The organism is Arthrobacter endolithicus (genome assembly GCF_026627425.1).
Classification (GTDB): domain Bacteria; phylum Actinomycetota; class Actinomycetes; order Actinomycetales; family Micrococcaceae; genus Arthrobacter_M.
In genome coordinates, this window is the sequence record NZ_JAPNLH010000002.1 from 208,825 (window position 1) to 233,960 (window position 25,136).

General features: G+C 63.3%; 19 protein-coding genes. 11 read left to right on the plus strand and 8 right to left on the minus strand.

Features of this window, described 5'->3' with window-relative positions:
- The first annotated feature begins 2 nt into the window (after positions 1–2).
- The 3 genes from OS914_RS02740 to OS914_RS02750 all read left to right on the plus strand — a co-directional run bounded on the left by OS914_RS02740 (position 3) and on the right by OS914_RS02750 (position 1,805).
- Positions 3–503 carry a GNAT family N-acetyltransferase gene (locus tag OS914_RS02740; RefSeq protein ID WP_267544525.1) on the plus strand — a complete coding sequence of 167 codons (501 nt, stop codon included), beginning with the start codon at positions 3–5 and terminating at the stop codon, positions 501–503.
- Positions 504–563: 60 nt separating this feature from the next.
- Complete coding sequence (locus tag OS914_RS02745; protein WP_267544526.1) at positions 564–692, plus strand: hypothetical protein; 129 nt, start codon at positions 564–566, stop codon at positions 690–692.
- A 390-nt stretch (positions 693–1,082) separates the two neighbouring features.
- Positions 1,083–1,805 carry an AAA family ATPase gene (locus tag OS914_RS02750; protein WP_267544527.1) on the plus strand — a complete coding sequence of 241 codons (723 nt, stop codon included), beginning with the start codon at positions 1,083–1,085 and terminating at the stop codon, positions 1,803–1,805.
- A 136-nt stretch (positions 1,806–1,941) separates the two neighbouring features.
- Here the strand turns inward: OS914_RS02750 and OS914_RS02755 are convergent, their stop codons facing one another.
- Both OS914_RS02755 and OS914_RS02760 read right to left on the minus strand, forming a co-directional pair.
- Complete coding sequence (locus tag OS914_RS02755) at positions 1,942–2,607, minus strand: DUF6226 family protein (protein ID WP_267544528.1); 666 nt, start codon at positions 2,605–2,607, stop codon at positions 1,942–1,944.
- Positions 2,608–2,708: 101 nt separating this feature from the next.
- Positions 2,709–3,350 carry a hypothetical protein gene (locus tag OS914_RS02760; protein WP_267544529.1) on the minus strand — a complete coding sequence of 214 codons (642 nt, stop codon included), beginning with the start codon at positions 3,348–3,350 and terminating at the stop codon, positions 2,709–2,711.
- A 508-nt stretch (positions 3,351–3,858) separates the two neighbouring features.
- Between OS914_RS02760 and OS914_RS02765 the strand changes: the two genes are divergently transcribed.
- A complete protein-coding gene (locus OS914_RS02765; protein ID WP_267544530.1) occupies positions 3,859–4,440 on the plus strand; it encodes a hypothetical protein in 582 nt (193 codons plus the stop codon).
- Positions 4,441–4,671: 231 nt separating this feature from the next.
- Here OS914_RS02765 and mgtA read toward each other — a convergent pair whose 3' ends face one another.
- Together mgtA and OS914_RS02775 are read right to left on the minus strand one after the other, a co-directional pair.
- Positions 4,672–7,341, minus strand: a complete 2,670-nt coding sequence (gene mgtA / locus OS914_RS02770; protein WP_267544531.1) for a magnesium-translocating P-type ATPase — start codon at positions 7,339–7,341, stop codon at positions 4,672–4,674.
- 168 nt (positions 7,342–7,509) lie between these two features.
- Positions 7,510–9,162: an ABC1 kinase family protein gene (locus OS914_RS02775; RefSeq protein WP_267544532.1), complete on the minus strand. Its 1,653-nt coding sequence runs from the start codon at positions 9,160–9,162 to the stop codon at positions 7,510–7,512.
- Between the two features lie 192 nt (positions 9,163–9,354).
- Here OS914_RS02775 and OS914_RS02780 point away from each other — a divergent pair, with 192 nt between their 5' ends.
- The 5 genes from OS914_RS02780 (at position 9,355) to OS914_RS02800 (ending at position 16,753) form a co-directional block, all read left to right on the plus strand.
- A complete protein-coding gene (locus OS914_RS02780) occupies positions 9,355–13,068 on the plus strand; it encodes a nitrate reductase subunit alpha (RefSeq protein WP_267544533.1) in 3,714 nt (1,237 codons plus the stop codon).
- Entirely contained in the window at positions 13,068–14,768 is a 1,701-nt protein-coding gene (gene narH, locus OS914_RS02785) for a nitrate reductase subunit beta (protein ID WP_267544534.1), read from the plus strand. The genes OS914_RS02780 and narH overlap by 1 nt, the downstream gene beginning before the upstream one ends.
- An 89-nt stretch (positions 14,769–14,857) precedes the next feature.
- On the plus strand, positions 14,858–15,451 hold the full coding sequence (gene narJ / locus OS914_RS02790; protein ID WP_267544632.1) for a nitrate reductase molybdenum cofactor assembly chaperone: 594 nt from the start codon (positions 14,858–14,860) through the stop codon (positions 15,449–15,451).
- Between the two features lies 1 nt (position 15,452).
- Positions 15,453–16,217, plus strand: coding sequence for a respiratory nitrate reductase subunit gamma (gene narI / locus OS914_RS02795; RefSeq protein WP_267544535.1), 765 nt, complete (start codon positions 15,453–15,455; stop codon positions 16,215–16,217).
- A 71-nt stretch (positions 16,218–16,288) separates the two neighbouring features.
- Positions 16,289–16,753 carry a pyridoxamine 5'-phosphate oxidase family protein gene (locus OS914_RS02800; protein WP_267544536.1) on the plus strand — a complete coding sequence of 155 codons (465 nt, stop codon included), beginning with the start codon at positions 16,289–16,291 and terminating at the stop codon, positions 16,751–16,753.
- 33 nt (positions 16,754–16,786) lie between these two features.
- On the opposite strand, the gene OS914_RS02805 is transcribed toward OS914_RS02800, so the two are convergent.
- The gene (locus OS914_RS02805; RefSeq protein ID WP_267544537.1) at positions 16,787–18,577 is read right to left on the minus strand and encodes a plasmid pRiA4b ORF-3 family protein; all 1,791 of its coding nucleotides are present in this window, start codon (positions 18,575–18,577) and stop codon (positions 16,787–16,789) included.
- Between the two features lie 148 nt (positions 18,578–18,725).
- On the opposite strand from OS914_RS02805, the gene OS914_RS02810 reads away from it, so the two are divergent.
- Positions 18,726–19,559, plus strand: a complete 834-nt coding sequence (locus OS914_RS02810) for a formate/nitrite transporter family protein (protein ID WP_267544538.1) — start codon at positions 18,726–18,728, stop codon at positions 19,557–19,559.
- Complete coding sequence (locus tag OS914_RS02815) at positions 19,546–20,817, plus strand: MFS transporter (RefSeq protein ID WP_267544539.1); 1,272 nt, start codon at positions 19,546–19,548, stop codon at positions 20,815–20,817. The genes OS914_RS02810 and OS914_RS02815 overlap by 14 nt, the downstream gene beginning before the upstream one ends.
- On the opposite strand, the gene OS914_RS02820 is transcribed toward OS914_RS02815, so the two are convergent.
- The 3 genes from OS914_RS02820 to OS914_RS02830 form a co-directional block, all read right to left on the minus strand.
- Complete coding sequence (locus OS914_RS02820) at positions 20,782–21,426, minus strand: DUF998 domain-containing protein (protein ID WP_267544540.1); 645 nt, start codon at positions 21,424–21,426, stop codon at positions 20,782–20,784. The two genes, OS914_RS02815 and OS914_RS02820, sit on opposite strands and share 36 nt — an antisense overlap.
- A 357-nt stretch (positions 21,427–21,783) precedes the next feature.
- Complete coding sequence (locus tag OS914_RS02825; RefSeq protein WP_267544541.1) at positions 21,784–23,349, minus strand: DUF222 domain-containing protein; 1,566 nt, start codon at positions 23,347–23,349, stop codon at positions 21,784–21,786.
- 188 nt (positions 23,350–23,537) lie between these two features.
- Positions 23,538–25,082 carry a long-chain-fatty-acid--CoA ligase gene (locus OS914_RS02830; RefSeq protein WP_267544542.1) on the minus strand — a complete coding sequence of 515 codons (1,545 nt, stop codon included), beginning with the start codon at positions 25,080–25,082 and terminating at the stop codon, positions 23,538–23,540.
- Positions 25,083–25,136 lie beyond the last annotated feature (54 nt).

Genomic DNA, 25,136 nt, shown 5'->3' on the forward strand with positions numbered 1-25,136 from the left:
TGATGGACCGTCAGCCAACACAAGAGCCCGCGTCCGTAGTGATCCGGCCCTACCAGCACTCGGATGCTGCAGAAACTCTGGCGGTGTTCATCTCGGCCGTGACAGAGACTGCTGCCGCGGACTACACGGCCGAGCAAGTACAGGCGTGGGCTCAGCCCGAGAGGCGCGACCCAGATACGTGGCACACAGCGATGCGGGCCCGAAACAGCATCGTGGCCACCATCGGCGGCGAACTCGCCGGCTTCTCGGATGTAAGCTCCGACGGTTATGTGGACATGATGTTCGTCTCGCCGCGTCACCAGCGACGTGGAGTAGCGCACCAGCTACTCGCGCACGTGGAAGCGCATGCACGCCGCGAAGGGACACCCGAGCTCTCAGCCAACGTCAGCATTACAGCGCGGCCGTTCTTCGAGCGGCATGGCTTCACAGTCAAAGCAGAACAGCATCCGGTTAAGGCAGGTGTGGAGCTGATTAACTACAGGATGCGAAAAGACCTGCGATAAGGGGATGCGCCGGAAGGAGCCGACCGCGACAAGCCAGGTCACCGGCGGTAGGCTTCGAACATGTCGGAACCAGATGGTCCCAAACGGCATGAACCGAGAATGACCCGGGGTAGCTTCCGTTTCCTGGTGTGGGCCGATGTCGGTCTGGCCGTCGTCAGTAGCATACTCGTCCTGAATGCCCTGTTCTGACGTGGTGACAACTGGGATCTCTCAGCTTTCCTTCCGGCTGCCGCCTTGTTCCTGATCAGCGGGATTCTTCTGGGCTACCTGTTCCGCGTCCAGCGCAACAACAGGTCGTTCTGGAATGAGGAAGAGGCCAAGCGGGACAATTGGGACCGCAGGGGCCGGCAACTGTAACCCGGGCAGAATAGCCCCGCGGCAGCGGAACAGGCCTTGACGTGACGCGGGCCGAACTATTCGCACGCCTGACATCCCTCCCCCCGCCCACCATCAAACCGAGCATAAATTCTATCCGCTCAGCGCGAATATGGGAGACGCCCCTTCGGCCTGATGAAAACAAGAACACCGAGGATTCATCGTCCGCACGGCAGCTCGGAGGGGTGCCTGCAAGAATGGGGCATGTCCTCGCATACCTTTCCGATCCGACGGTTGACCGAAGACCCGACCAGCGGTCTCGACCGCCACCGGTGGCCAGGTAACCTACCGCCTGTCGCCCAAATCTTAGACCAAGGGCTCGATCTGAGCCCAGCAACGATCTTCGTAGGCGAAAACGGGTCGGGAAAATCCACCCTCGTCGAAGCTATTGCACTCGCCTACGGCTTGTCTCCTGAAGGAGGATCCACAGGGGCCCGCCACAGCACCAGGTCCGCGGAATCCGTCCTCGCCGATCACCTTCAGCTGGTCCGCAACGCCGGCACCACACGACGCGGCTACTTCCTGCGGGCGGAAACCATGCACGGATTCTTCACCTACCTCGAGAAGAACCCGTGCACGTCGGGTCCGGACATCTCGTTCCACGACATGTCACACGGCGAGTCGTTCTTGGAGCTGGCGGTGGACCGTTTCCGGGGACGCGGCTTGTGGGTGCTCGATGAACCAGAGTCGGCGCTGTCCTTCGCCGGTTGCCTCAGCCTGCTCGCGGTCCTAAAAGATCTCCTCGCCGAAGGCCACTCGCAGGTCATCATGTCCACACACTCCCCTGTTCTGGCAGCCCTCCCGGGCGCGCAGATCCTCGAGGTGGGCCCATGGGGGCTTCGTCGGCAGGAATGGTCAAACCTCGATCTGGTTTCAAACTGGCGATCATTTCTGGACTCACCCGAAAGATACCTGCGCCATCTATAGGGGCCCGCAGAAAACGGGAAAAATCTACGCTAAGGGCAAGTTGAGCCAGGTGGCCGCTGGACTACAGCTTGCCAATGGAAGCTACCCAGAGCCTGTCCGCAGCGGGAACCTTCACTGGGACAATCAGCGTGGCAGATTAGTTGTCAGCGGCAAGGCTGTCTGGTGCAAGCTCTTGCCAAGGCAACCATTGCCCATCGGCGGGTAATACGGCTCGTGCGAGCTCCACTCTTTCTTTGGGCAGATCCTCCGTGCGGCTGCGGCCGGACTGCATCCCGACACCCGGCTCATTAAGTCGATACTCGATCCAGTCGGCCGGCAAAGGATCAAAGCTCTCGTAATATCCACCCGATACGACGGTCCGCACGGTCCACTCAAGCTCCTCGATCAGGTTCTCGACTTTGTCATCACAGGCATCGCAGCCGCAAACAGGAAAGTGGAAGTCGTGAAGTGAGCCTGCGTGAAGGTATACGCCGGGGAACGACGTGAGGACAAAAGTCAAAGGGGCCGCCTTGAAGTCACTAGGCACGACTCGTACGGCTCGAACAACGTCATTTGGCACCTGAATAAGGTCAGTAGCGACCACCGGGTCTTCCTCAATGATCACCTCGAAAGTATTTAGAAGCCACTTAATGAGGGCTTCCGCAACTTCGTGCAGAGGCGCAAACCGCCGGAGATTGCTGACGTGGGAATAGGCACCAGCGGGCGGTGACTCGCCGGGCCATCGACTGCCGTAGTCGATGGGCAGGCCGTGTTCATCATGGTAAATCTCCGGGGCGAACGTGGGCCGCAAGTATTCGCTCATGCCTTCATAGTAGCCATCAGATTTTGACTCCCAGCGTGATTCATCAAACCGTTTGTTGACCGCTAAACGGGCGCTGACGATGTCGTTTACAGACGCTGGTTCTACTCGTCGTATTCCACGTCAGCGAAGGCGTTGACTTCTTCACGAAGTTGCTCGGCGATTTTGGCACCCTCCACGTTCCAAGCTGTTTCGTTTTCAGGCGAGCTCCAACCGCCGTCATACAAGTTCTCAGCATCCCAGGCGTCGTACCATGTGCGAAGTCGGAGCGTGAGACTCGGCGACAGCCCAAAGTCCGCGGGCTCCATTGTGTATTTCGTCGGTCGCTCGGCAGTGCTGTTCTCCCACAGTGGCCACCGATGGCCGTAGTCAGGAAACAGGCGGATGACGCGACGGACTGATTCATCTGCCATGGAGTCGGCAATCTGGTACCAGATCCAAGCCCTATCCCATCCGTTTTGCCAACGATCGCTCCATTCGGGGAGGCTGGCCGAGTCTGGGGCCTTGGAATTACCTCTCGCTGGCTGTGGCAAGAGTTTGGGAATGTCGGCATCGACTCCGAGCTGCCAAGCCTGACGGATGAACAGCAGAAGATTCAGAGGAAACGGATGGTCCTCGACCGTAATTGCCATGTCATGTGGCCATGGATTCCTTGCCACAGGATTACTGAAACGCATTTCTTCTTCTCCTCGGTCACCGGACCCCCAATAATCCGCTTTGTAATTGGTGGCTGATGAAGTGTCCATATAAGGTGTTCGATCGATAGAATCCCGCGGGCGCTATACGGGACACTATTTGAGGCCTATTTCGGCTGGTGTAGCTGCAGCCGTCAAGCGTCGAGCATATGCGGCACGCCGATGCCCTGGGTGGATCATGGTGGATAATTAGCCGACGGGAGCTGTCGGGCAGCACTGCCTGGACCTGCCACCATCAACCCGGCTTTCACCGATCACAATGCTGCGTGCAATGTGATCGACTTCGGCTGGATGGATCCGGTCGCTGCCTCCCAAGGCCGTGACGCCTTCATCGACCAGCGGGGCTGAAGGATAAAGGCGCCACAGGACGACGGACAGGATGGCGGCATAACGCGGGCGCTGGGCCCTGCTCGTCGGACCGCGACGCTACGGAGAACTCGCATCGGGGCTGCCCGGAATCTGGGCACACCAGGATAGGGTCGCCCCTTGGCGGGCGTCCAGGGCGGGGTGCGTTACTTCGCCCAGAGGAAGAGCCACACGCCGCGGGTATAATCCGAAAATGGAAACCAATCAGCTGTTCCTCGCCTCTGATGCCGCCCTTCGCACCGTCATCGACCGGGTGACACCCGAGGACCTCGACAAGCCCGCTCCGGCCGGATGGACGCAAACCCCCAATCCGACCATCCGCGACATCCTGAGAGCTCATGCCTACGACGAGGCCTGGGTCCCGGGAATACTCGCTGGCGGCTCGATCACCGACGGAGACGACCTCCGCGACCGCGATCTGCTCGGCGACGATCCGATTGCTGCCTACGACGCTCTCAACGACACCGCGACAGCTGCCGTGCGCGCCGGCATCGACCCCGGTCAGACCTTCCGCTTCCAGTACGGCGACTATCCGGCGGAGGAGGGCCTGGTCCACCTGGCACTCTACCGCGCGTTCCAGGCCTGGCTGATCGCGAAGCACCTCGGTATCCCATTCCACCTCTCGACGGAGATAATTACCGGAATGAACGAGCACGTCGTGCCCAACGCCGAGGACTGGCGCGGCTTCGGCGTGTTCCCGCCCGCTATCGAACCACCGGCCGGGGCCGACGACGAGACGCGTCTGCTCTGCACCGTCGGGTTCTGGATCTCCTGAGCTTCGCATTGTCATCGGGGCCACGGTGATCCTTCAGGCGTCGCACCGCTGGTAGGACGCCTGCGCTTGAGGAAAGCCGGGCACCATCTTGGCTACCGATTTCCCTCTGGTCGGGCCTTACAGTGAGCTTGCTCCGGGACACACGAGCCGCGGCCGCCATGGCGGTGATCCGCGGCCTGGTGGTGAAATGACCCACCAGGCCAGTTTCAGTGCTGGGGGCGCCTCCGGGTATCACGTCCCACGGTGCCCGCGAACGTGTCGGCTCGGAGCGCTGAAGCGCGCTGCGCGCCGGTGGATGTGGTGCTCGGCTGTACGAGGGGCCGGGGCCTTGTCCGGTTCCACGGTCCGGGCGAAGAATTGCTTCTTGGCGATTTCCACCAGCACCAGGTACAGCACCGTCATGGCCAACAGGGCCAGGAAGAACGGCACCGGGAGCGGATCAAAGCCAAGGAATCCTCCCAGCGGCGGGAGCGGGAGATAGATCCCCACGGCCACCACCGCGATGGTGGCCAGGAGCAGGCCCGCGGAGGGTCTGCTGCGGAAGAACGGCACCCTGCGCGTGCGGATGGCGAAGATGATCAGGCTCTGGGTGGCGATCGACTCGATGAACCAGCCGGCCCGGAATTCGCCCGGGGCGGCGTGGAAAACGAACAGCATCAGAGCGAAAGTGGCGAAATCGAAGAGCGAGCTGATGGGCCCGAAGGTGAGCATGAACCGGCGTATAAAGGCAATGTTCCAGTGCGATGGCGCGCGGAGCTGCTCCGGATCCACCCTGTCTCCCGGAATGGCCAGCTGGCCGGTGTCATAGAGCAGATTGTTCAGCAGGATCTGGCCCGGGAGCATCGGCAGGAAGCTGAGCACCACGGACGCTGCCGCGGCGCTGAACATGTTGCCGAAATTACTCGATGTGCCCATCAGGACGTACTTAATGGTGTTCGAGAAGATCCGCCGCCCCTCCCTGATGCCTTCGGCTAGCACGCCGAGGTCCTTGTCCATCAGCACGATGTCGGCTGCGTCCTTGGCCACGTCCGCACCGCCGTCCACCGAGATGCCCACGTCAGCTCGATGCAGCGCCAGGGCGTCGTTAACGCCGTCGCCCAGGAACCCGACGGATCTGCCCGTGGTGCGCAGCATCCCCACCAGGCGGCCCTTCTGCTCCGGGGAAACACGGGCAAAAATTCCGGTGACGCCCACTGCGGCACGGAGTTCGTCGTCATCCATGGCATCAATTTGCGCCCCGGTCAGGGTCCTCCCGTAGTCCAGGCCAAGGTCCGTGCAGACCTTTTCGGCCACCCGGGCGTTGTCTCCGGTGGCAACCTTGACGGTTACCCCGAGTTTTGCCAGTTGCAGGAGCGAATCCTTGACGCTGGTTTTTGGATTGTCCAAAAAACACAGGAAACCCGCGAGTGCCAGGCCGGCCCGGTCAGCACCTTTAAGGCTTCCCAGTTCCGGAGCCGGGCAACGGGCGACGGCGACCACCCGGGCACCGGCGTCGAACTGGGCGTCCAGCGCCGCGCGCGCAGCCGCCGGTACCTCGGCACAGTGTTGCAGGACGTCCTCGGGTGCCCCCTTGACGATCATCTGCCGGTTCCCGCCGTCGTCGTCCATCAGGACGGTGGTCATACGGCTCCGGTGGTCGAAGGGGACCAGGTCCAGCCGGTGGTAATTTGTGGGGTCCCAGGACTGGGCCGCGGGCGATTCCCACAACGCCGCGTCCAGGGAGTTCGCCCCAGCAGCACCGCTGCGCCCGTGCCCAATGTCGGATTCGGTGGCGAGCAGCCCCAGCACATTCACCGCACTGGCCGTGAGCGTTCTGTCGGTTGGAATCGCTGCCAGGAAACTGATCCGCCCATCGGTGAGGGTACCGGTTTTGTCCGTGACGAGCACGTCCATGTCGCCCAGATCCTCGATGCAGACCAGACGCTTGACCAGGACTTTCCGTTTGGCCAGTGCCCGGCTTCCGGCAGCAAGGCAGGTGCTGACGACGGCGGGCAGCAGCTGCGGCGTGATTCCCACCGCGATAGCCAGCGAAAAGAGGAGGGATTCGATCAGGGGCCGGCGAAGCAGCAGGTTCGCGATCAGAATCAGGGTAGTCAGGACCGTGGCTACCTGCAGGAGCAGGTAGGAAAACTTTTTCAGACCCCGCTGGAATTCCGTCTGCGGCTGATGCTCCCCCAGCCCGAGGGCGATCCGGCCGAATTCGGTGCGGCCGCCCGTAGCTGCCACCACCGCGCTGCAGGTCCCTGACTGCACGATCGTGCCCATGAAAATGCACGAGCTAAGGTCCGCCAACGCTGACATTCCGGTAACGGGCGCCGGGTCCTTGGCTGCCGGCAGGGATTCGCCCGTCAAAATGCTCTCATCGCAGAGGAGGTCTGTCGCGGTGAGGAGCCGCATATCCGCGGGGATGACCGCACCCAGCGTAAGCCGGACAACATCGCCGGGCACGAGTTCCACGACGTCCACGGTTTTCTCCGCTCCATCGCGGACAACGACGGCCCGGTGCCGGACGGAGGAATGGAGCGCCTCGGCCGCTAGTTCGGCCCGGTATTCGTTGCTGAAGCCGAGGCCGACGCTGACCATCAGGATTACGCCGATAACGATGGAGTTGGTCGCATCGCCGAGAAAAACCGAGATTCCGGCGGTGATGATCAGCAACAGCAGAATCGGACTGGCAAGTTGGCGCACCAGTACTTTCCACGGGCTTGCTTTGTGGGTCCGCAGGGCATTCGGACCGTACTGAAGCAGGCGCCGCCGGGCCTCGTCGGCACTGAGTCCGCCGGAACTCGTTTGCAGGGAATGCAGGACCTCGTCGCTGCCGGCGCGGGCCAGTTCCTTCAGTGCCGGGGGCTCAGCGGCGTCCGGACGGGTGATCGTACCGACGGGGTGTTGCGGATCCAAACTGAATATCCAATGTTTGCTGGTGGTCCCCCGGAGCACCGCTCCGCCAGCCTTAGTGTAGGCCCCGGACCGGCGTGCGACTACGGCCGAAAGTCCCCTAAATGTTGTCGCGCAGAGCTGTCGGTTTCATCTCCGGTGCTACGCCGAGGACCGCGGCCGGTCCTGGCTTCAGCGTGGCCGGTGTTTGCGCAGGGCCGTCCAGCCAAGGTAGGCACCCAAGCTCCCGACGGCTCCGAGTCCGGAACCAAGCAGCGGCCGTTGCCATTGCCGCCAGCGGGAGGTGTCAGCGGTGGTGAGGTCACCGATCCCCCGAATGAAGGCTGCGGTCAACATGCCGACGACGAGCCGGTTGCCGATCCGCTCAATCCGTCCTACCAGCGGCTCGAGTTCAGCGGCCCGAAGATGGACTTCGACGCCGTCGCGGTCCACGACGGCAAGGAGGCGGCGCAGCTGCCCGGGAAGGTCCAGGCCCAGTTCGACGGCGTCGCTCCCGGCCTTACTGAGCTTGCGGGCGAAGGCAGCCATAGATATCCGCTCAACAGCCAACTTTTGTACGTAGGGACCGAGCACCTCTCCGAGCTGAAAGGCCGGGTCCAGCAGCACCCCGAGTCCCTCCGTCATGAGCACCATTTTCAGCAGCATCGCCATCTCCCGCGGCAGCTGAAGATGATGACGGCGCAAAATGGCCAACGTTTCCGTAATGAGCCGGACAACCGGGACCTCAGCCAGCGGCTTGCCTTTATAGAGGTCGATCAGTGACACCACATCGCGGTGCAGCCGGACAGATTCGTCAGCCCGGCGCGATGTGGCCAGCTCCAGCAGGGCTGCCGTGACCCGCTCGGGGTCGTGCCGGACCAACGCCAGCAGCAGTAGTCCCAGCTGGGCGCGCATTTTCTCATCCACCTGGCCGACCATGCCGAAGTCGATCAGGCCGATTCGTCCGCCGTCTTCGATAAACAAGTTTCCCGGGTGCGGATCGGCGTGGAAGAAGCCGTCCTCGAAAATCATTTTTGCCGCGGCGCCGGCCGCCCGTTTGGCCAGGTCCCGCCGGTCTATGCCGGCGGCGTCGAGGGCCGCAAGATCGCTGACCTTGATTCCTCGGATCCGCTCCATGGTCAGAACCCGGGAGGTAGTAAAGTCCCAGAAAATCTTCGGGATATGGATGCCGTCGTCGCCGGCGAAGTTGTCGGTAAAACGCTCGGCGCTCCGGCCTTCCTGCAGATAGTCCAATTCGGCACGCAGTGTCTGCGCAAATTCCGCAGTGATGCCCACGAGGTCGTAGTCATCGGCGACGGCCCAACGGCGGCTGGCCTGGGCTGCAAGGTTCTGCAGAATTTCCAGATCCTCTTCGATCTGGCGGACCACACCGGGACGGCGGATCTTCACGACCAGCTCTGTTCCGTCCATAGAGGTGGCCGCATGGGCCTGGCCGATGGAGGCGCAGGCCAGCGGCTCGGGGTCAAAGACCGCAAACAGCTCAGTCGGAAGGGCGCCAAGTTCCTGGACTATCAGTTCTTCGACGGTCCCTGCGGGCAAAGCAGGAGCGTCGTCCTGAAGCTTTGCCAGTTCAATTCTGAACTCAGGAGGCAACAGGTCCGAACGGGTGGAGAGGACCTGGCCGAGCTTGATGAACGTGGGCCCGAGCTCCTCCAGAGCCAGGCGCAGGTGTTCGGCATTGCTCAGCGGTGCATCCACCCGGTCCCCACCGCCGCGCGGGAAGGTAACAAGCCTTTCGAGTCCGGTGGCACCGAGCAGCCAGGCCAGTCCGTGCCTGGAAAGGGTCTGAGCTACCTGGTGGTAGCGCTCAAGATGGTTGGCCAATCCGGTCCTTCCGACGTGACGTAGCGAACCAGGGCAATAACAGTTACCCCAGCGTAGCCGACGCGGCTCAGGCAGCGCGGGCGTGTCCTGTCTAAGCCACGGCCGGGACCGAAGGCCGGTAATTAGCGCAGGCTTTTGTGAACAATTCGTTAGACTCTAGCGCCGGATATTTCCGGCTCCTATGGTGTGAGCATGGTTACTGAACGGATCACCCCGGGCCTTGACGGACCCATTTCGGACGCAATGCTCAAGCTCGGCCGCTTCTTCACTAAATGGGACGAGACGGACGACTCGCGGGCGGTGTTCCGCGAGGGCGGCCGCAAGGGGGATGTGTTCTACCGGGACAGATGGAGCCATGACAAGGTGGTGCGCTCCACGCACGGGGTGAACTGCACCGGGTCCTGCTCCTGGAAGGTCTACGTCAAGGACGGGATCATCACCTGGGAGTCGCAGCAGACGGATTACCCCTCCGTCGGGGCGGACAGCCCGGAGTATGAGCCGCGCGGCTGCCCGCGCGGCGCTGCCTTCTCCTGGTACACCTACTCGCCCACGCGTGTCAGGTTTCCCTATGCCCGCGGCGTCCTAGTGGAGATGTACCGCGAGTCCAAGGGGCGGCTGAAGGATCCGGTGTTGGCGTGGGCGGACGTCGTCACCGACCCCGAACGACGGCGGCGCTACCAGCAGGCGCGCGGCAAGGGCGGGCTGGTCCGAGTGTCCTGGCAGGAGGCCATCGAGATGGCAGCCGCCGCGCATACCCACACCATCAAGACCTACGGGCCCGATCACTGCTCCGGCTTCTCCCCCATTCCGGCGATGTCCATGGTCTCCCACGCCGTCGGCAACCGCTTTATTCAGCTGATCGGTGGAGTGATGACCTCCTTCTACGACTGGTACGCTGACCTGCCGGTGGCCAGTCCGCAGGTGTTCGGGGACCAGACGGATGTGCCGGAATCCGGCGACTGGTGGGATTCCACCTATCTGATGATGTGGGGTTCCAATGTCCCGGTGACCCGGACGCCGGACGCGCACTGGATGACGGAGGTGCGCTACCGCGGAACCAAAGTGGTCGCGATCAGTCCGGACTATGCGGACAACACCAAGTTCGCGGACGAGTGGCTGCCGGCGCAGGCGGGAACCGACGCCGCGCTGGCCATGGCCATGGGCCATGTGATGCTCAGGGAATTCTTCGTCGACCGCGAGGTGCCGTACTTCTCCGGCTACGTCCGGCAGTACACGGACCTGCCGTTTTTGGTGCGGCTGGAAGAGCACGACGGCGGCGGCCTGGTTCCGTCCAAGTTCCTCACCGCCGCTGACCTGCCGGCTGAAGCGGGGGCCGAAGATCCGGCGTTCCGGACGGTGCTCTTTGACAAGCTGACCGGCCGCGCGGTGGTACCCAACGGCTCAATGGGGTTCCGTTACAACGAATCGGGGAAGGGCAAATGGAATCTGGACCTGGAGGGTGTGGAGCCGGCGCTGTCGCTGCTGGAGGTCTCGTCCGAGAGTGCCGAAATCCTGCTGCCCTGTTTCGAAGACCCGGCCGGCGCCGGCAGCGTGCTGCGCCGCGGCGTTCCGGTGCTGCGGGTGGACGGGCATCTGGTCACCACCGTGTTCGATTTGATGCTGGCGCAATACGGCGTCGGCAGGCCGGGGCTGCCTGGTGACTGGGCCGCCGACTACGACGACGCCGGCACCCCGTACACCCCGGCCTGGCAGGAGGAGATCACCTCTGTCCCCGCGCAGGCGTGTATCAGGGTGGCACGCGAATTTGCCCGCAATGCCGAGCAGTCCAAGGGCCGCTCGATGATCATTATGGGCGCCGGCATCTGCCAGTGGTTCCACGGCGACGCGACTTACCGGGCGGTGCTGTCCCTGGTGATGCTTACCGGCTGCATGGGACGCAACGGCGGCGGCTGGGCGCACTACGTGGGGCAGGAAAAAACCCGGCCCACCACCGGATGGATCTCTATTGCCAATGCCCTGGACTGGGCCCGGCCGCCGCGGACCATGATCGGCACCGGCTACTGGTACATGCACACCGACCAGTGGCGCCAGGACGGCTACTCCGCGGACGCGCTGAAATCCCCGCTCTCCACCGGAAGCCTGGACGGCATGCACACCGCTGACACCATGGCCCAGTCCGCCAGGCTGGGGTGGATGCCGTTCTACCCGCAGTTTGACCGCAACCCGCTGGATATTGCGGACGAGGCCGAGGCCGCCGTCGCCGCCGGAACCGCGCAGGACACGCCGTCCTATATTGCCGATGCCCTCAAGAACCGGACATTGACGCCGGCCATCGAGGACGTGGACGCGCCGGAGAACTGGCCGCGGACCCTGGTGCTCTGGCGGTCGAACCTCTTCGGTTCCTCGGCCAAGGGCAATGAATACTTTCTGCGGAACCTGCTCGGAACACACAACAACGTGATGGGCAAGGACCATGCCGAGGGACTCAAACCCCGGGACGTCAGGTGGCATGAGCAGGCGCCGGAGGGCAAGCTTGACCTGCTGGTCTCCGCCGATTTCCGGATGACCTCCACCACGCTGCTGTCCGACATCGTTTTCCCGGCCGCCACCTGGTACGAGAAACACGATCTCTCCTCCACGGACATGCACCCCTTTGTGCACGCCTTCACCCCCGCCATCGACCCGCCCTGGGAAACCAAGACAGACTTCGAGACCTTCCATCTGCTGGCCGAAGAGCTCTCCCGGCAGGCCCAGACTCATCTGGGAGTCCGCCGCGACCTGGTCAGCGTCCCCCTTCAGCATGACACCGCCGGCCAGGTGGCCCAGCCCGGCGGCATCGTCCGGGACTGGCGCGAACCGGGTATCCCGGCGGTGCCGGGACAAAACATGCCCGTCTTTTCCGTGGTGGAGCGGGACTATACGGCCATCGCCCAGAAGCTCGCCGCCGTCGGCCCGCTGGCGGACACGCTCGGCTTCACCGTCAAGAACGTCACCTACAAACTCGACGGCGCGCTGAAACGGCTCAGCCACGCCAACGGTGTGATGCTCGGCGGCGCGGCAGACGGGCGGCCCGCGATCGATACCGATGCCAAGATGGCCGAGGCGATCCTGGCATTTTCCGGCACCACCAACGGCCAGCTGGCAGTACAGGGGTTCAAGGACCTGGAAATCCGGACCGGCCGGAAACTGGCGGACCTTGCCGAAGGATCCGAGGAAAAATTCATCACCTTCGCCCAGACCCAGGCCGGTCCCGTCCCGGTGATTACCTCCCCGGAGTGGTCCGGCTCCGAATCCGGCGGTCGCCGGTACTCCCCGTTCACCATCAATGTGGAGCGGCTCAAACCCTGGCATACGCTCACCGGGAGGATGCACTTCTTCCTGGACCACGACTGGATCCGTGATGTCGGGGAGGCGCTGCCCATCTACCGGCCGCCGCTGGACATGCAGCGCTTGTTTGGTGAGCCGAAGCTGGGGCCGAACGGCACCAAGGAGGTGGTGGTGCGCTACCTGACCCCGCATTCGAAGTGGTCCATCCACTCCGAATACCAGGACAATCTGCTGATGCTCTCGCTCTCCCGCGGCGGACCGACTGTCTGGATGAGCCCGGCGGATGCGGCGTCCATCGAGGCCAAGGACAACGACTGGGTTGAATGCGTGAACATCAACGGCGTCTACGTGGCGCGGGCCGTGGTCAGTCACCGGATGCCGGAGGGGGTGGTGTATGTCTACCACGCCCAGGAGCGCACCATCGATGTGCCTAAGTCGGAGGCGACCGGACGGCGCGGCGGCATCCACAACTCGCTGACGCGGCTGCTGGTAAAACCGTCGCACCTGATCGGCGGCTATGCCCAGCTGACGTACGCGTTCAACTACCTTGGCCCCACCGGAAACCAGCGGGACAACGTTTCCACCATCCGCCGTCGTTCCCAGGAGGTGCAGTACTGATGCGTGTAATGGCTCAAATGGGCATGGTCATGAATCTTGACAAGTGCATCGGCTGCCACACTTGTTCGGTCACCTGCAAACAGGCCTGGACCAACCGGGCCGGCACCGAATACGTCTGGTTCAACAATGTGGAGACCCGGCCCGGACAGGGGTATCCGCGCCGGTACGAGGATCAGGAAAAGTGGCAGGGCGGCTGGTCGCTGAACAAGCGCGGGAAACTGGTCCTGAAGGCGGGCGGGCGGGTCAGCAAGATGTTCGGGCTCTTCGCCAGCCCGGTCCAGCCCGAGCTCAAGGACTATTACGAGCCCTGGACCTACGATTACAAGACCCTTATCGATGCACCCCTGGGCGATGATTTTCCGGTGGCCCGGCCCAAATCCCTGATCACCGGCAAGGATACGAAGATCACCTGGTCCGCCAACTGGGACGATGACCTTGGCGGCTCCCCCGAAATGGGCCATCTGGATCCGGTCATCGAAAAGCTCCGCCGCGAATCCGAGGACACAATCAAGCTCGAATTCGAGAAGACCTTCATGTTCTACCTGCCGCGGATCTGCGAACACTGCCTGAACCCGTCCTGCATGGCGTCCTGCCCCTCCGGAGCCATCTACAAGCGGGTGGAAGACGGCATCGTGCTGGTGGACCAGGACAAGTGCCGCGGCTGGCGGCAGTGCATCACCGGCTGCCCCTACAAGAAAATGTATTTCAACCACAAGACCGGCAAGGCCGAGAAGTGCACTTTCTGCTACCCCCGGATCGAGGTGGGGCTGCCGACGGTGTGCTCGGAAACCTGCGTGGGCCGGCTGCGCTACCTGGGGCTCTTCCTGTACGACGCCGACGCGGTCACCGCGGCGGCGTCGGTGACCGATCCGCAGGAACTTTACGACGCGCAGATGGACGTGCTGCTGGACCCGCACGACCCCGCCGTGATAGCCGCGGCCCGGGCACAGGGCATCCAGGACGACTGGATTGACGCTGCGCAGCGCTCGCCTGTCTATGCACTGGCCAAGGTCTACAAGGTGGCCCTGCCGCTGCACCCCGAATACCGCACGATGCCGATGGTCTGGTACGTCCCGCCGCTTTCGCCCGTCGTCGACCTACTCAAGGAACAGGGCCACGACGCGGAGGACTACGGAAATTTGTTCGGAGCCATCGATGCGCTGCGGATCCCGGTCGAGTACCTGGCGGAACTGTTCACCGCCGGGGACGCTGAACGGGTCACCGCCGTGCTTAAAAAGCTCGCGGCCATGCGCTCCTATATGCGCGGCATCAGCATGGGCAACGATCCCGACGATTCCATCCCCGCTGCGGTGGGCATGTCGGGACAGGACATGTACGAAATGTACCGGCTGATGGCGATCGCCAAATACGAGGAACGCTACGTCATCCCGCAGGCGCACATGGAACAGGCCCACGATCTGGAAGAAATGGGCTGCTCGTTGGATTTCGACGGCGGCCCCGGCATGCAGGATTCTCCGTTCGGGGAGGCCAGCGGCAAACCCACTCCGGTGGCAGTGGAGACGTTCAATGCCCTGCGCGACCGGCAGACCTCGGACACGGTTGCCGGTGAACAGTCCCTTCGCGGGCGGGTCAACCTGCTCAACTGGGACGGCAACGGGACACCCCGCGGGCTGTTTCCGGACAAGCGGGATGCGCCGCGGATGAGCGCGGACTCCCCGGCCCACCGGGAGGAGCCGTGAGGGATCGAACTAAGCCGGCCGGTAAAAAGTCGGGCACTAAAAGAGAAACAGCTGTCCGTGCGGCTGCTGCCCGTGACAGGGCTGTTTACCTGGCCGCTTCGTGGTGCCTCTCCTACCCGGACGACGCGGTCCTGGAGCGGCTGCCGCTGATCAGGTCGGTGCTGGCAGGGCATCCGGGCACGGTCCAGGACTTCGAGCCCGTCCTGACCCTTCTGGGCTCCGGCCGCCCCCTGGAGGTGCAGGCCCGGTACGTGCAGGAGTTCGACCTCGGCAAACGCCACGCTCTCCATCTGTCCTATTGGACCGACGGCGACACCCGACGCCGGGGACAGGTTCTGGGTGCCTTCAAGCAGGTCTATCGGCGCAGCGAGTTCCTGGTGGACACCCACGGGGAACTGCCGGATTACCTGCCGATGGTGCTGGAGTTCGCCGCCTGCGTTGATCTGGACGCCGGCCGGGAACTGCTGATCAAGTACCGGCCCAGCCTGGAAATGCTCCGGCTCGGTCTGCTCGATGACAAACTCCCGCACAGCCTAATCCTGCGCGCCATCTGTGACACCCTGCCCGGAAAATCCCCTGCTGACCAACAGGCAGTCATGAAGATGGCCGGATACGGGCCGCCCACCGAATCGGTCGGCCTGGAACCCTACGATCCGCGGCTGCTGCCGCTGGCAAGGAGCTGAGATGGACATCCTGCTATGGGGCGTGCTGCCGTACGTGATGATGGTCGTGCTGGTTGGCGGACTCATCTGGCGGTACAAATACGACCAATTCGGCTGGACCACCAGGTCTTCGCAACTGTACGAATCGAGGCTGCTGCGCATCGGCTCACCGGTCTTCCACTTCGGCCTGCTGGCCGTCATCGCCGGTCATTTCTTCGGCCTGGTGATACCGATGTCCTGGACTCAAGCGGTGGGCATGAGCCAGGACTTCTACCACTTCAACGCGCTCTTCGTAGGCGGCATCGCCGGTATCGGCACACTCGGTGGCATCATCTTGCTGATCTACCGACGGCGGACGACGGGCCCGGTTTTCATGGCCACCACCCGCAATGACAAAATGATGTATGTGGTACTGACCGCCGCCATTGTCTTCGGCTTGTGGACCACGCTGGCCAGCGTCTTTCTGGGCGAAGAAGGACACAACTACCGCGCAACCGTCTCCCCCTGGTTCCGTTCATTGTTCATTTTCCAGCCGGACATTGCGGCGATGACCAACGCCCCTTTTGCGTTCCACCTGCACACACTAGTGGGCATGCTGCTGTTCACCATCTGGCCCTTCACCCGCCTGGTGCACGCCTTCACGGCACCACTGCACTATCTGTTCCGGCCTTACATTGTTTATCGGAGCCGGGACAAGGGCAAGGTTGCAGGCAGGGCCGTTGCCGAACCGGTGCGCCGCGGCTGGTCCGCCGTGGGCACCCGGGATCGCGACACCCGCAACCGTTGAACGGGCAACAGGTGCAAAGCCAAGGAAAATCAGCTCACCCTTTGGGGCCGCGACCAGCCTAGGATGGCACTATGGACGCCAACGACGAAGTTCACTCAATCGAGCACCTCTCCACCCGCGAGTGCTGGGACGCCCTGCGCAGCGCGGACATCGGCCGGCTGGCCGTCATCATCGACGACCATCCGGAGATCTTTCCGCTGACCTACGTGGTGGACCACGGGACGGTTGTTTTCCGCAGCGCTGAGGGTTCCAAACTGGACGGCGTGCGCTCGGGCTACCCGCTGGCCTTTGAGGTGGACGGCTACGATCGGTCCACCTCAAAGGCTTGGAGTGCTGTCATCAAGGGCACGGCGGAGAAGCATCAGGACATCGACGAGGCCGCGGCCGGCGCCATGTTGCCGCTTTTTCCCTGGCAGCCCGGGGAAAAGAACCACTTCGTCCGTATTGTCCCGGACCAGATCAGCGGGCGCCGCTTCCCGGTCCAACCGAGTGCCCGACGCCGGCCCGGCATCGGTGAGGAACTGGACATAGAGTAGCCATATGGCGGCCCGGCCATGCGAAGACCTGCGTCAGAAAATATCAGCCAGGTCTCCGTTGGCCTCTTCCACGTCAAAGGCCTTGGGGTCCAAGGTCTCACCGGACTGCAGGCCCAGCCATTCCCGGTACTCCTCGTGCTCCTCATGCTCCGGATCGTTGACGGCCTGCACAATCTTGGTCCAGCCCCAGGTTCCGCCGCTGTCCTCAGCCGGCGCAGCGCCCCTGCCGCCGGTGCACTGCGGAAGCTGGCCGCCGCCGTCTGTCAGGATCTTTTCCACGGCGATGGCGTGCTCCCAGTCGTCGCCGAAATCATAGGTATAGACCATTTTGCTGCCGACCTCCCGCAGCAGTTCGCCCACCGTGACCGTGGACTCGTCCAGGGATGGTTCGCCAAAGGAGTCGGAGAGGCCATCCGGATCTACCGGAGCATAGCTGGGGCCGCGGAAACCACCGGTCTGGAAGTTGTGCAGGTGGTAATCCAACCATCCGAACACGCTCTGAATGACACTGTGCAACCGGTCCAGCGGCATGTCGGCCGGGACCAGAACGCGTCGCCAGATGGGTGGTTTGGCATTTTTGAGCTGGATCTTCAGCTGCAGGACGGGTGCGGCGGCCGGAAGCTTCGCGTCGTCCCCGGCTTCCCCGAGATGCAGGCGATCAATCACGTCATCGTCGAAGGCGTCCACGACACAGCCGATTAACGCCGGTGGCACGCGGAAATGGGTGTCGATGGTCAACAGGCCCAGTTCAGCGAGCCTTTCCAGCCTGCCCAGGGCCAGGCGGCTGATGATTTCCGTGATCCTCTTCTCCTCTTCCGGCGCCTGGTCAGCCAGGGCGAGGACGCGTTCCAGCGACGGAGGCTCAGAAGTCGACGCAGCGATCAGGATCGACACCTCCAACCCGGCCAGGGTCGCAGACATGTCGGGAAAGGCCGGGTCAATGCCCAGCACGGTCTGCTCCAGGAACCGCGTGGCGTAGAAGCTATATGCCTCCACGCGCTCTGCCGCCGTGCCGGACAGGAAGCCCTCGGCATCCTCGAACGGCACCACCTTCGTAGCCTTGATTTCAATCAGCTCGGCGGCTTCCAGCGCGGCCCAGATCTGCGGCAGCAGCGGCACGTCCTGCATGGACTTGACGAAGGGAAGGGCGTCGTCCGGCTGTGCGCCCTTGACGGCGCCGCGGACCGACACTCCAACGCACGCGGCCGCCTCTTGAAGATCCTTCAGGCGCAGGGCTCCCGTGCCAGTGACGGGCCTGCCGTCGCCGATCCACTGCAGCAGGGCCGTTGTCCACTGGATGAGCGGCAGGCCGGCCAACGCCTTGAGCGCCTCATCCTCGCTCAGCTCCGGCATATCAATCAGGCCAAGGTCGTCGTCGTCGTCAATAGTTTCGAAGAAGTCCATGACCTGGGCCAACTGCTCCGCGGAGCCGGTCCATCTGCCCGTTTCGGAGAGGAAATCGACGTACGCGTGAACGGCGTCCACGATGAACATAGCGTCCGCTTCGTCGTCCGTGGCTACCAGCACGTCGGTGGTGGCCATCGCCAGCGGTATGGGTTCGAAGACCGTCACCTCCGCCGCGGCCGTACCTTCCATATAACGGCCGATGACGGCTTTGACGTCCGCCAGGTATTCCAGCGCCGCGGTGGCCGAGCCGACTGAACCGTCGTCGAACCACTGCACGAATGCCGGCGTGAGCGCGTCAATGGCGCGGCCCGCCCGGAACGTGCTCATCGAGGTCGACGCCGAACCGGCGGCACCCTTGCTGCCCTTCCGGGCGGCAGTGTCCTTGACTTTATGCCGGTTTCTGCTGTTCCTGCTCATCGTATCCCTGCCTGGTTGCGGAATTGGGCCTATACCGACGATATGTTCCGGGCGGCCGCGATGCCAGTTCGTTGTCCGGATTCCACGTTGTGGGCACCGCGCCTACTAGGATAAAAAGCCAGATCCTGCGATGAAAGGCTTCCACCGGATGAGTGATCAGGCGCGGCGTAAACAACTGGGCAAAAGTGATGCCCCGGTCGAAGACGAAATCCAGGACTCGTTTAGCCGGATCGTGGATGAGGGTGCCCAGCGGCTCAACCGCACCTGGGCGTCCGTCCTCATTACCGGGACCTTCGGCGGCCTGGAAATCGGCACCGGGATCATGGCCTACCTTGCGGTAAAGCATGAAACCGGCAGCTCGCTGCTGGCCGGCGTGGCCTTCAGCATCGGCTTTATTGCCCTGCTGCTGGCCAAGAGCGAACTCTTCACCGAGGGCTTCCTGGTACCGATCGCCGCCGTCGCCGCCCGCGAGGCAAGTATCGGGAAGCTGGCAAAGCTGTGGGCAGGAACGCTCGTTGCCAACCTGGTCAGCGGCTGGGTCATCATGTGGCTGGTCCTGCGGGCCTTCCCGGAATGGACCGGTACCGTCACTGAGTCCGCGCAGCATTTTGTCGCCACGCCCATCTCTTTACAGAACATCTGCCTCGCCGTCTTGGGCGGTAGCACCATCACGCTGATGACCCGGATGCAGCACGGCACCGAGTCCGACGTCGCCAAGATCGTTGCGGCCATAGCCGGCGGCTTCCTGCTCTCCGGACTGCCGCTGTTCCATTCGATCCTGGATTCACTGCTGATCTTTGGTGCGCTCCACGCCGGGGCGCCCATCACGTACCTGCAGTGGCTGGGCTGGTTCGGCTACACACTGGTCTTCAATATGGCCGGCGGTCTGCTGCTGGTGACCGCGCTGCGACTGCTGCGCAGCAAGGACCTGATTGCGGACCGGCGCCGGAAATCCCCCGAGGACCCGGATGAGCCACGGTAGGGGGAACAAACTGCCCGTCGCAGCAGACGTGAACCCGAAGACCGGACGAAGCGTCCGCTTTGGCTTTGCCTTTATCGGAGTCATATTTATAGCGGTGAATCTGCGGGTCTCCTTCGTCAGCGTCGGACCGCTTTTGAGCGACATCAGCGCCGACTTGTCCCTGTCCAGCACCGCTGCCGGATTTCTGACCGGTCTGCCGCTGATCGTCTTTGCCCTGTTCTCTCCGATCGCGCCCGCCTTCGCGCGCTGGTTGGGACTGGACCGCGCGCTATGGGCCGCTTTACTTATCCTTGCTGCCGGTATTGTGCTTCGTTCGCTCCCGGTCGCCGGTTACGTATGGATCGGAACCGGGCTCGTGGGAGTGGGCATCGCGGTCCTCAATGTCCTGGTGCCCTCGCTGGTAAAACGCGACTTCCCGGACCGGGTCAGCCAGGTGACGGGGAGTTACACGGCTGTGCAGGCGGCCGCGGCAGCCATCGGGACAGCGCTCGTGGTGCCGATCGCACAATCCTCTCCCGGTGGTTGGCGACTGGCCCTGGGTATCTGGGTCGGGCTTGTTCTGGTGGCGATGGGCTTCCTGCTGCCCTTCCTTGGGCGCCGCCCGGCGTCTAAGCGGGAACCCGGCTTGCACCGGGGCTGCTATTCCTCCCCCTGGAAATCGGCTCTCGGCTGGCAGGTCACCACCTTTATGGGACTGCAGTCCGTCTCGTTTTACGTCTTCATGGCCTGGCTGCCCAGCATTGAACACAGCCAGGGAGTGTCCGAAGCCGCGGCCGGAGCACACTTGTCGCTCTTCCTGCTGATCAACGTGGTGACCAGCTTCGCCGCGGGAGCGGTGCTGCATAGATTTGCCGATCAGCGGCTCATCGCTCTGCTGAGCAGTATCTTGGTATTCATCGCCTATGCGGGCATGGCCGCGGCGCCTGGCTTGATGCTGCTCTGGATCATTTTCGGTGCCCTCGGCTGCGGAAGCCTCATCGTCGTCGCCCTGTCGTTGTTCAGCCTGCGCACGGTGCATCACACCCAGGCCGCAGCCCTCTCCGGGATGGCCCAGTCGTTGGGGTACGCCGTCGGGGCGGCCGGTCCCGTCGTGTTTGGCGCCCTGCACGACTGGACCGGTGGCTGGACGCTGCCATTGGCCGTTATCGCCGTGGCTATGGCAGCTCTGTGCGTCGCCGCCGTGTACTCCGGCCGCGACCGGATCATCGGGTCCCCGACAGGGTCATCTGGTCCGCGACAGGGAGCGGATTCCCGCTGACACGCTAAAGGCCCAGCCCAGGATCCCGGCCAGAGCCACCCGCTCGGCAAGTCCGAGGAACCTCGGGAATAATCGGCTGGACAGCCCCAGGGAAACGAGGCCGACGGCGCCGACGGCGGCAAATCCAGTGGCAGCCCGGGATATGGGCCGCAGCGGTGGGTAGCTCCGAAGCCATTGCGTCAATAGGCAGATTCCGGCCAGGGCGCTGACAAACCCGGCCCCCGCTACGATCAGGTGCACCATACCACCGGGCGTCGCCGTTGCTGCTTGCACTGCCACGGACGCGCCCGCGGCGTCAGTGCCCGCGGCGTCAGCGCTGGGGAGAGGGCCGGGAATGTCCGTCAAGATATCGGTGGGAAAGAAAGCCAAGACACCGGACGACACTCCGCCGATGCCCAAAAGGGTGGCGCCGGTGGTCCTCCTCCGCGAAGCGGGGCCCGTTCCCAGCACGGCACGCGCCACGGCGAACGTCGTGACCGCGCGGCCCAGGAAATTCAGGTTCATCACCCAGCCGTACGGTCCCACTGCCAGATTGCTCTCGGCGTCACGAATCGCGCTGTAGTGCGGCGGTAACCGCTGCAGAAGGACGTCCACCCCTGTGTAGATCACGACACCTGCCATCGCCGCCGCGCAATATTGTTTCTGTTTGCGGCTGGCCGCAGCCGGGACTGGTGAGGTTGGGACTGGTTGAAAGATTTTCAGGCTGATTCCTTGGTTTGGAGCTAAAGACTTGTGTTTCCTGTTCCCCACGATATCCGGCCGCGCCCGCCGCAAGTGCGCTCATCGACTGCCAAGAAAGAACTTTTTCGTACTCCTTGGATACGTTGATCAGACCATAGCGTTTTTGAAGTAGAACTCTGATGAAGACCCCGCATCAAGATGACAATCGAGCTTGGGGTCTTAGTCGTTTCTCATACATCCAACGTGCTGCTGTTTCAGCGGAATCGAGGCTATCAGCCCCAGGGTCTAAAAGGGTGGGGGTTGGGGGTTCTTGGTGTAGGTGCGGCCGGTGGGTGAGGTGTGGGTGAAGGTTCCGGGGGTGGGTTGGGTGACGGTCCAGCCGGTTCCGGGGTTGTCTTTGAGGTGATGGTCGTAGTCACATCGGGCCCCGAGATTGGTGTCGGCGGTTTTGCCCAGGGGCAGGGGTGTGCCGTCGGGGGTGTAGGTTTGCCGGTGGTAGGGGACGGTGTGGTCGATGTCGCAGGTCCGGGCGGGTTTGTCGCAGCCGATGCCGGTGCAAGTTTGATCACGGTGGATGATCCAGCGTTTCAGGTCCGCGGGAGGGGTGTAACCGGTCCGGCCGATGGAGAGGATGGTACCGGTTTCGGGATGAGTGAGGATCCGTATCCAGGACTTCGCTTTCGCTGCGAGTTCCCGGGCAATATGCGCGGGGATGGGTCCGTAGCCGTCGACGGTGGCGGGCATTTCATTCAGGCCCATGAGGGTCAGGACGGGCACCGTCACCGCGATCTGCGCCGGAGCGTGCCTCCCACACCCCGTCCGCCAGCCACGGCGTGCCGTTCCGGCATGCGGGGCGGTGCCTTCCATGCCCTCGGTACCGGCCTTGTCGGCGGCGTTAAGGGCGAGGTCGAAGAGGTCCAGGAAAATGTCGGCCCGGTATTCGGTGACGGCGCGGGAGGGTTTGCCTCCCGGGGTGGCGCCGGTGGAGGAGTCGTTTTCTTTTTGCGCGTGCCGGGCCCAGGCGTCGATGGTTTCATACAGGCGCCGGGCGTCTGCGGCGGGCAGGCGCGCACCGATCTCGGCCATCCCGTCGGGCTGGGGAAAGAACCACACGTCCCGGGAGGTACGCGCCCGCTCGTACCTAACGGCCAGGGGTTCGGGGTTAAGTTTCTCCGCGCTTTGACGTACGTATTTTTCCAGCGCCTTCGAGGTCAGTGACCCGGTGCGGGGAAGGATGAAGGTTTCAACGGCGGGCCAGACCTCCCGCGGTGTGGTGTCCAACCCGTCCAAGACGGCGCTGACGTGGCGTTGATCGAGTTCCCCGGTTTCCTGAGCGGCGAGGACTCCGGGCAGGGAGTCGACCAGGTCCTGGGCCTGGACGAGTTTCCTTTCGCCGGCCAGGCGGCTGATGCCCAGAGCCGCACCGACCTCCGCCGCAGCCCACCTCGATGTTTCCGGGTGCCGGCGTTTCGGTGTTTCCGCGGGCAGGGGCGGGCGTTGGTCAGCGAAGGCGGCCAGGGCACGGACCTGGCGGGCCTGCGTCCAGGATGTCAGCCGCTGGCACACGGTGAAATACTCTACCTGCTGCCCGGCATCCAGCGACGCCGGATCAACGGTCAACAGTGCACAGGTCACCAGTCGCGGGTCCATATCGACGTGTTCGGTGCCGCCATGGGTTTCAATGGTCTCCAACGCCAGGGCCCGGACGCGGGCCTCCAACGGCACAGACCCGACACCCGACCGGCGGTCCGACCGGCAATCCAGGCCCGGCTCGCAGGGCACGTCCGGCTCGCAGGGCAGATCAACGAGGCTTCCCTCGATCAGCAGTTCAAAGAAACCCCCGCGTGCCATATCTTTATTATATTCGAAACACACGGAAGTTGTCCATAATATACCGTAAATATGTTCTATATTATATGATCCCCCAGGCTTCGATTCGGACCTCCCAGGGCCGCTCGGCCGACTCGCACGCCCACTTGGGAGTTTCCTGAGTAACAGTCAGATCCTCCACCCAGCTGCCCTCGAGTCGATGCCTGGGATCACTGTGCCGAGTAAGTGCTCCGCAGCTCCCGCTTAAGGACCTTCTGACTCGGTCCCAGCGGAATTTGGTCGATAAAGCGGATGACGCGCGGGTACTTGTGCTTGGCCAAATGTTCCTTACTCCAGGCAATGATTTCCTCCGCGCTCGGCGGATTTTGCACGAACTGCTGCTCCAGTTTGATCACGGCGCAGACCTCCTCACCGCGCAGCTCGTCCGGCAGCCCGATCACGGCAACCTGCATCACCGCCGGGTGGCGGGCCAGTACTTCCTCCACCTCCCGCGGGTAGACGTTGTATCCGGCGCGGATGATGACGTCCTTGGTGCGATCGACCACGGTGATGAAGCCGTCGTCGTCCTTGGTTCCCAGATCCCCGGTGTGGAACCAGTCCTCCGTCATGGCAGCAGCGGTGGCGTCGGGATCGTTCAAGTATCCGGCGAAGACGTTGTGCCCCCGCACCAGGATCTCACCGAGCTGGCCATTGGGCACGAACTCCAGCCGCTCCGGAACGGTGTGGTCGGTGATCTGCACTTCCACGCCCCAAATCGCCGGCCCCACAGTACCGGACTTGACACCGGACGCCGGCGAATTGGTGCAGACCACGGGCGACGTTTCGGACAGCCCGTAGCCCTCGTAAATGGTGACGTCGAATGCCGCGTTAAATTTCTCCATGACGGCAACGGGCAGGGCGGCGCCGCCGGAGACGCACAGCCGCAGCTTGGGCAGCTTTCCCCGGTCTTTGGCCGCGGCCAACAGCTGCATGTACATGGTCGGCACGCCGTGAAAGACGTTCACGTTTTCCGCCACCATCATCTCCAAGGCCGCCTCCGGGCTGAATTTGGGCAGCAGCACCAGCGTGGCACCGAGGCGGAATATGGCGTTCATGCTGGCGGTTTGGCCGAAGACATGGAACATCGGCAGGCACCCGAGGGCAATGTCATCGGTGTGCACGTCGTTGGCGTCCACGGCGGAAACGGTGGCATTCATGACCATATTGAGCTGCGTCAGGATCGCACCCTTCGGCTTGCCGGTGGTGCCGGACGTGTAAAAAATGACAGCCGGGTCCGCCGGGTTCCGCGGCGCGTAACTGGCCACCTCCTGCGGCCCGTGGGGGTCCAGCACGGTCAGGGCGGCCCGCTCCTCTTCCGGCAGCGGGCCGACCACCAGCAGCTCAATTCCAACTTCCCGTGCGGCCGGCGCACCGACCGGGAGAAATGCGCTGTGGCAGATAAGCAGCTTCGCGCCGCTGTCGCGCAGCACCTGGACGATCTCTTCGACAGTGAGCAGCAAATGCACGGGAACGACGACGGCGCCGACGGCCTGCACGGCGTAATAGGCCCGCGGGAATTCCACAACGTTGGCAGACATGATGCCCACAACGTCTCCGGCTGCCAGCCCGGCGTCTTTCAGTTGCGCGGCGTAGCTACGTGCCTGCTGCCACAGCGCGGCGTAGGAGTAATGAACGCCGGCGTCGACTACGGCCGTCTTCTTCGGGTATTTCCGGGCGGACTCGGCCAGAATTGCGGCCAGAGATAAAACGCTCATAGTTGCTGTTCCTTTATATGGTCCGGGATTGTCGGGTCTGCGCTGGTGCTGCGG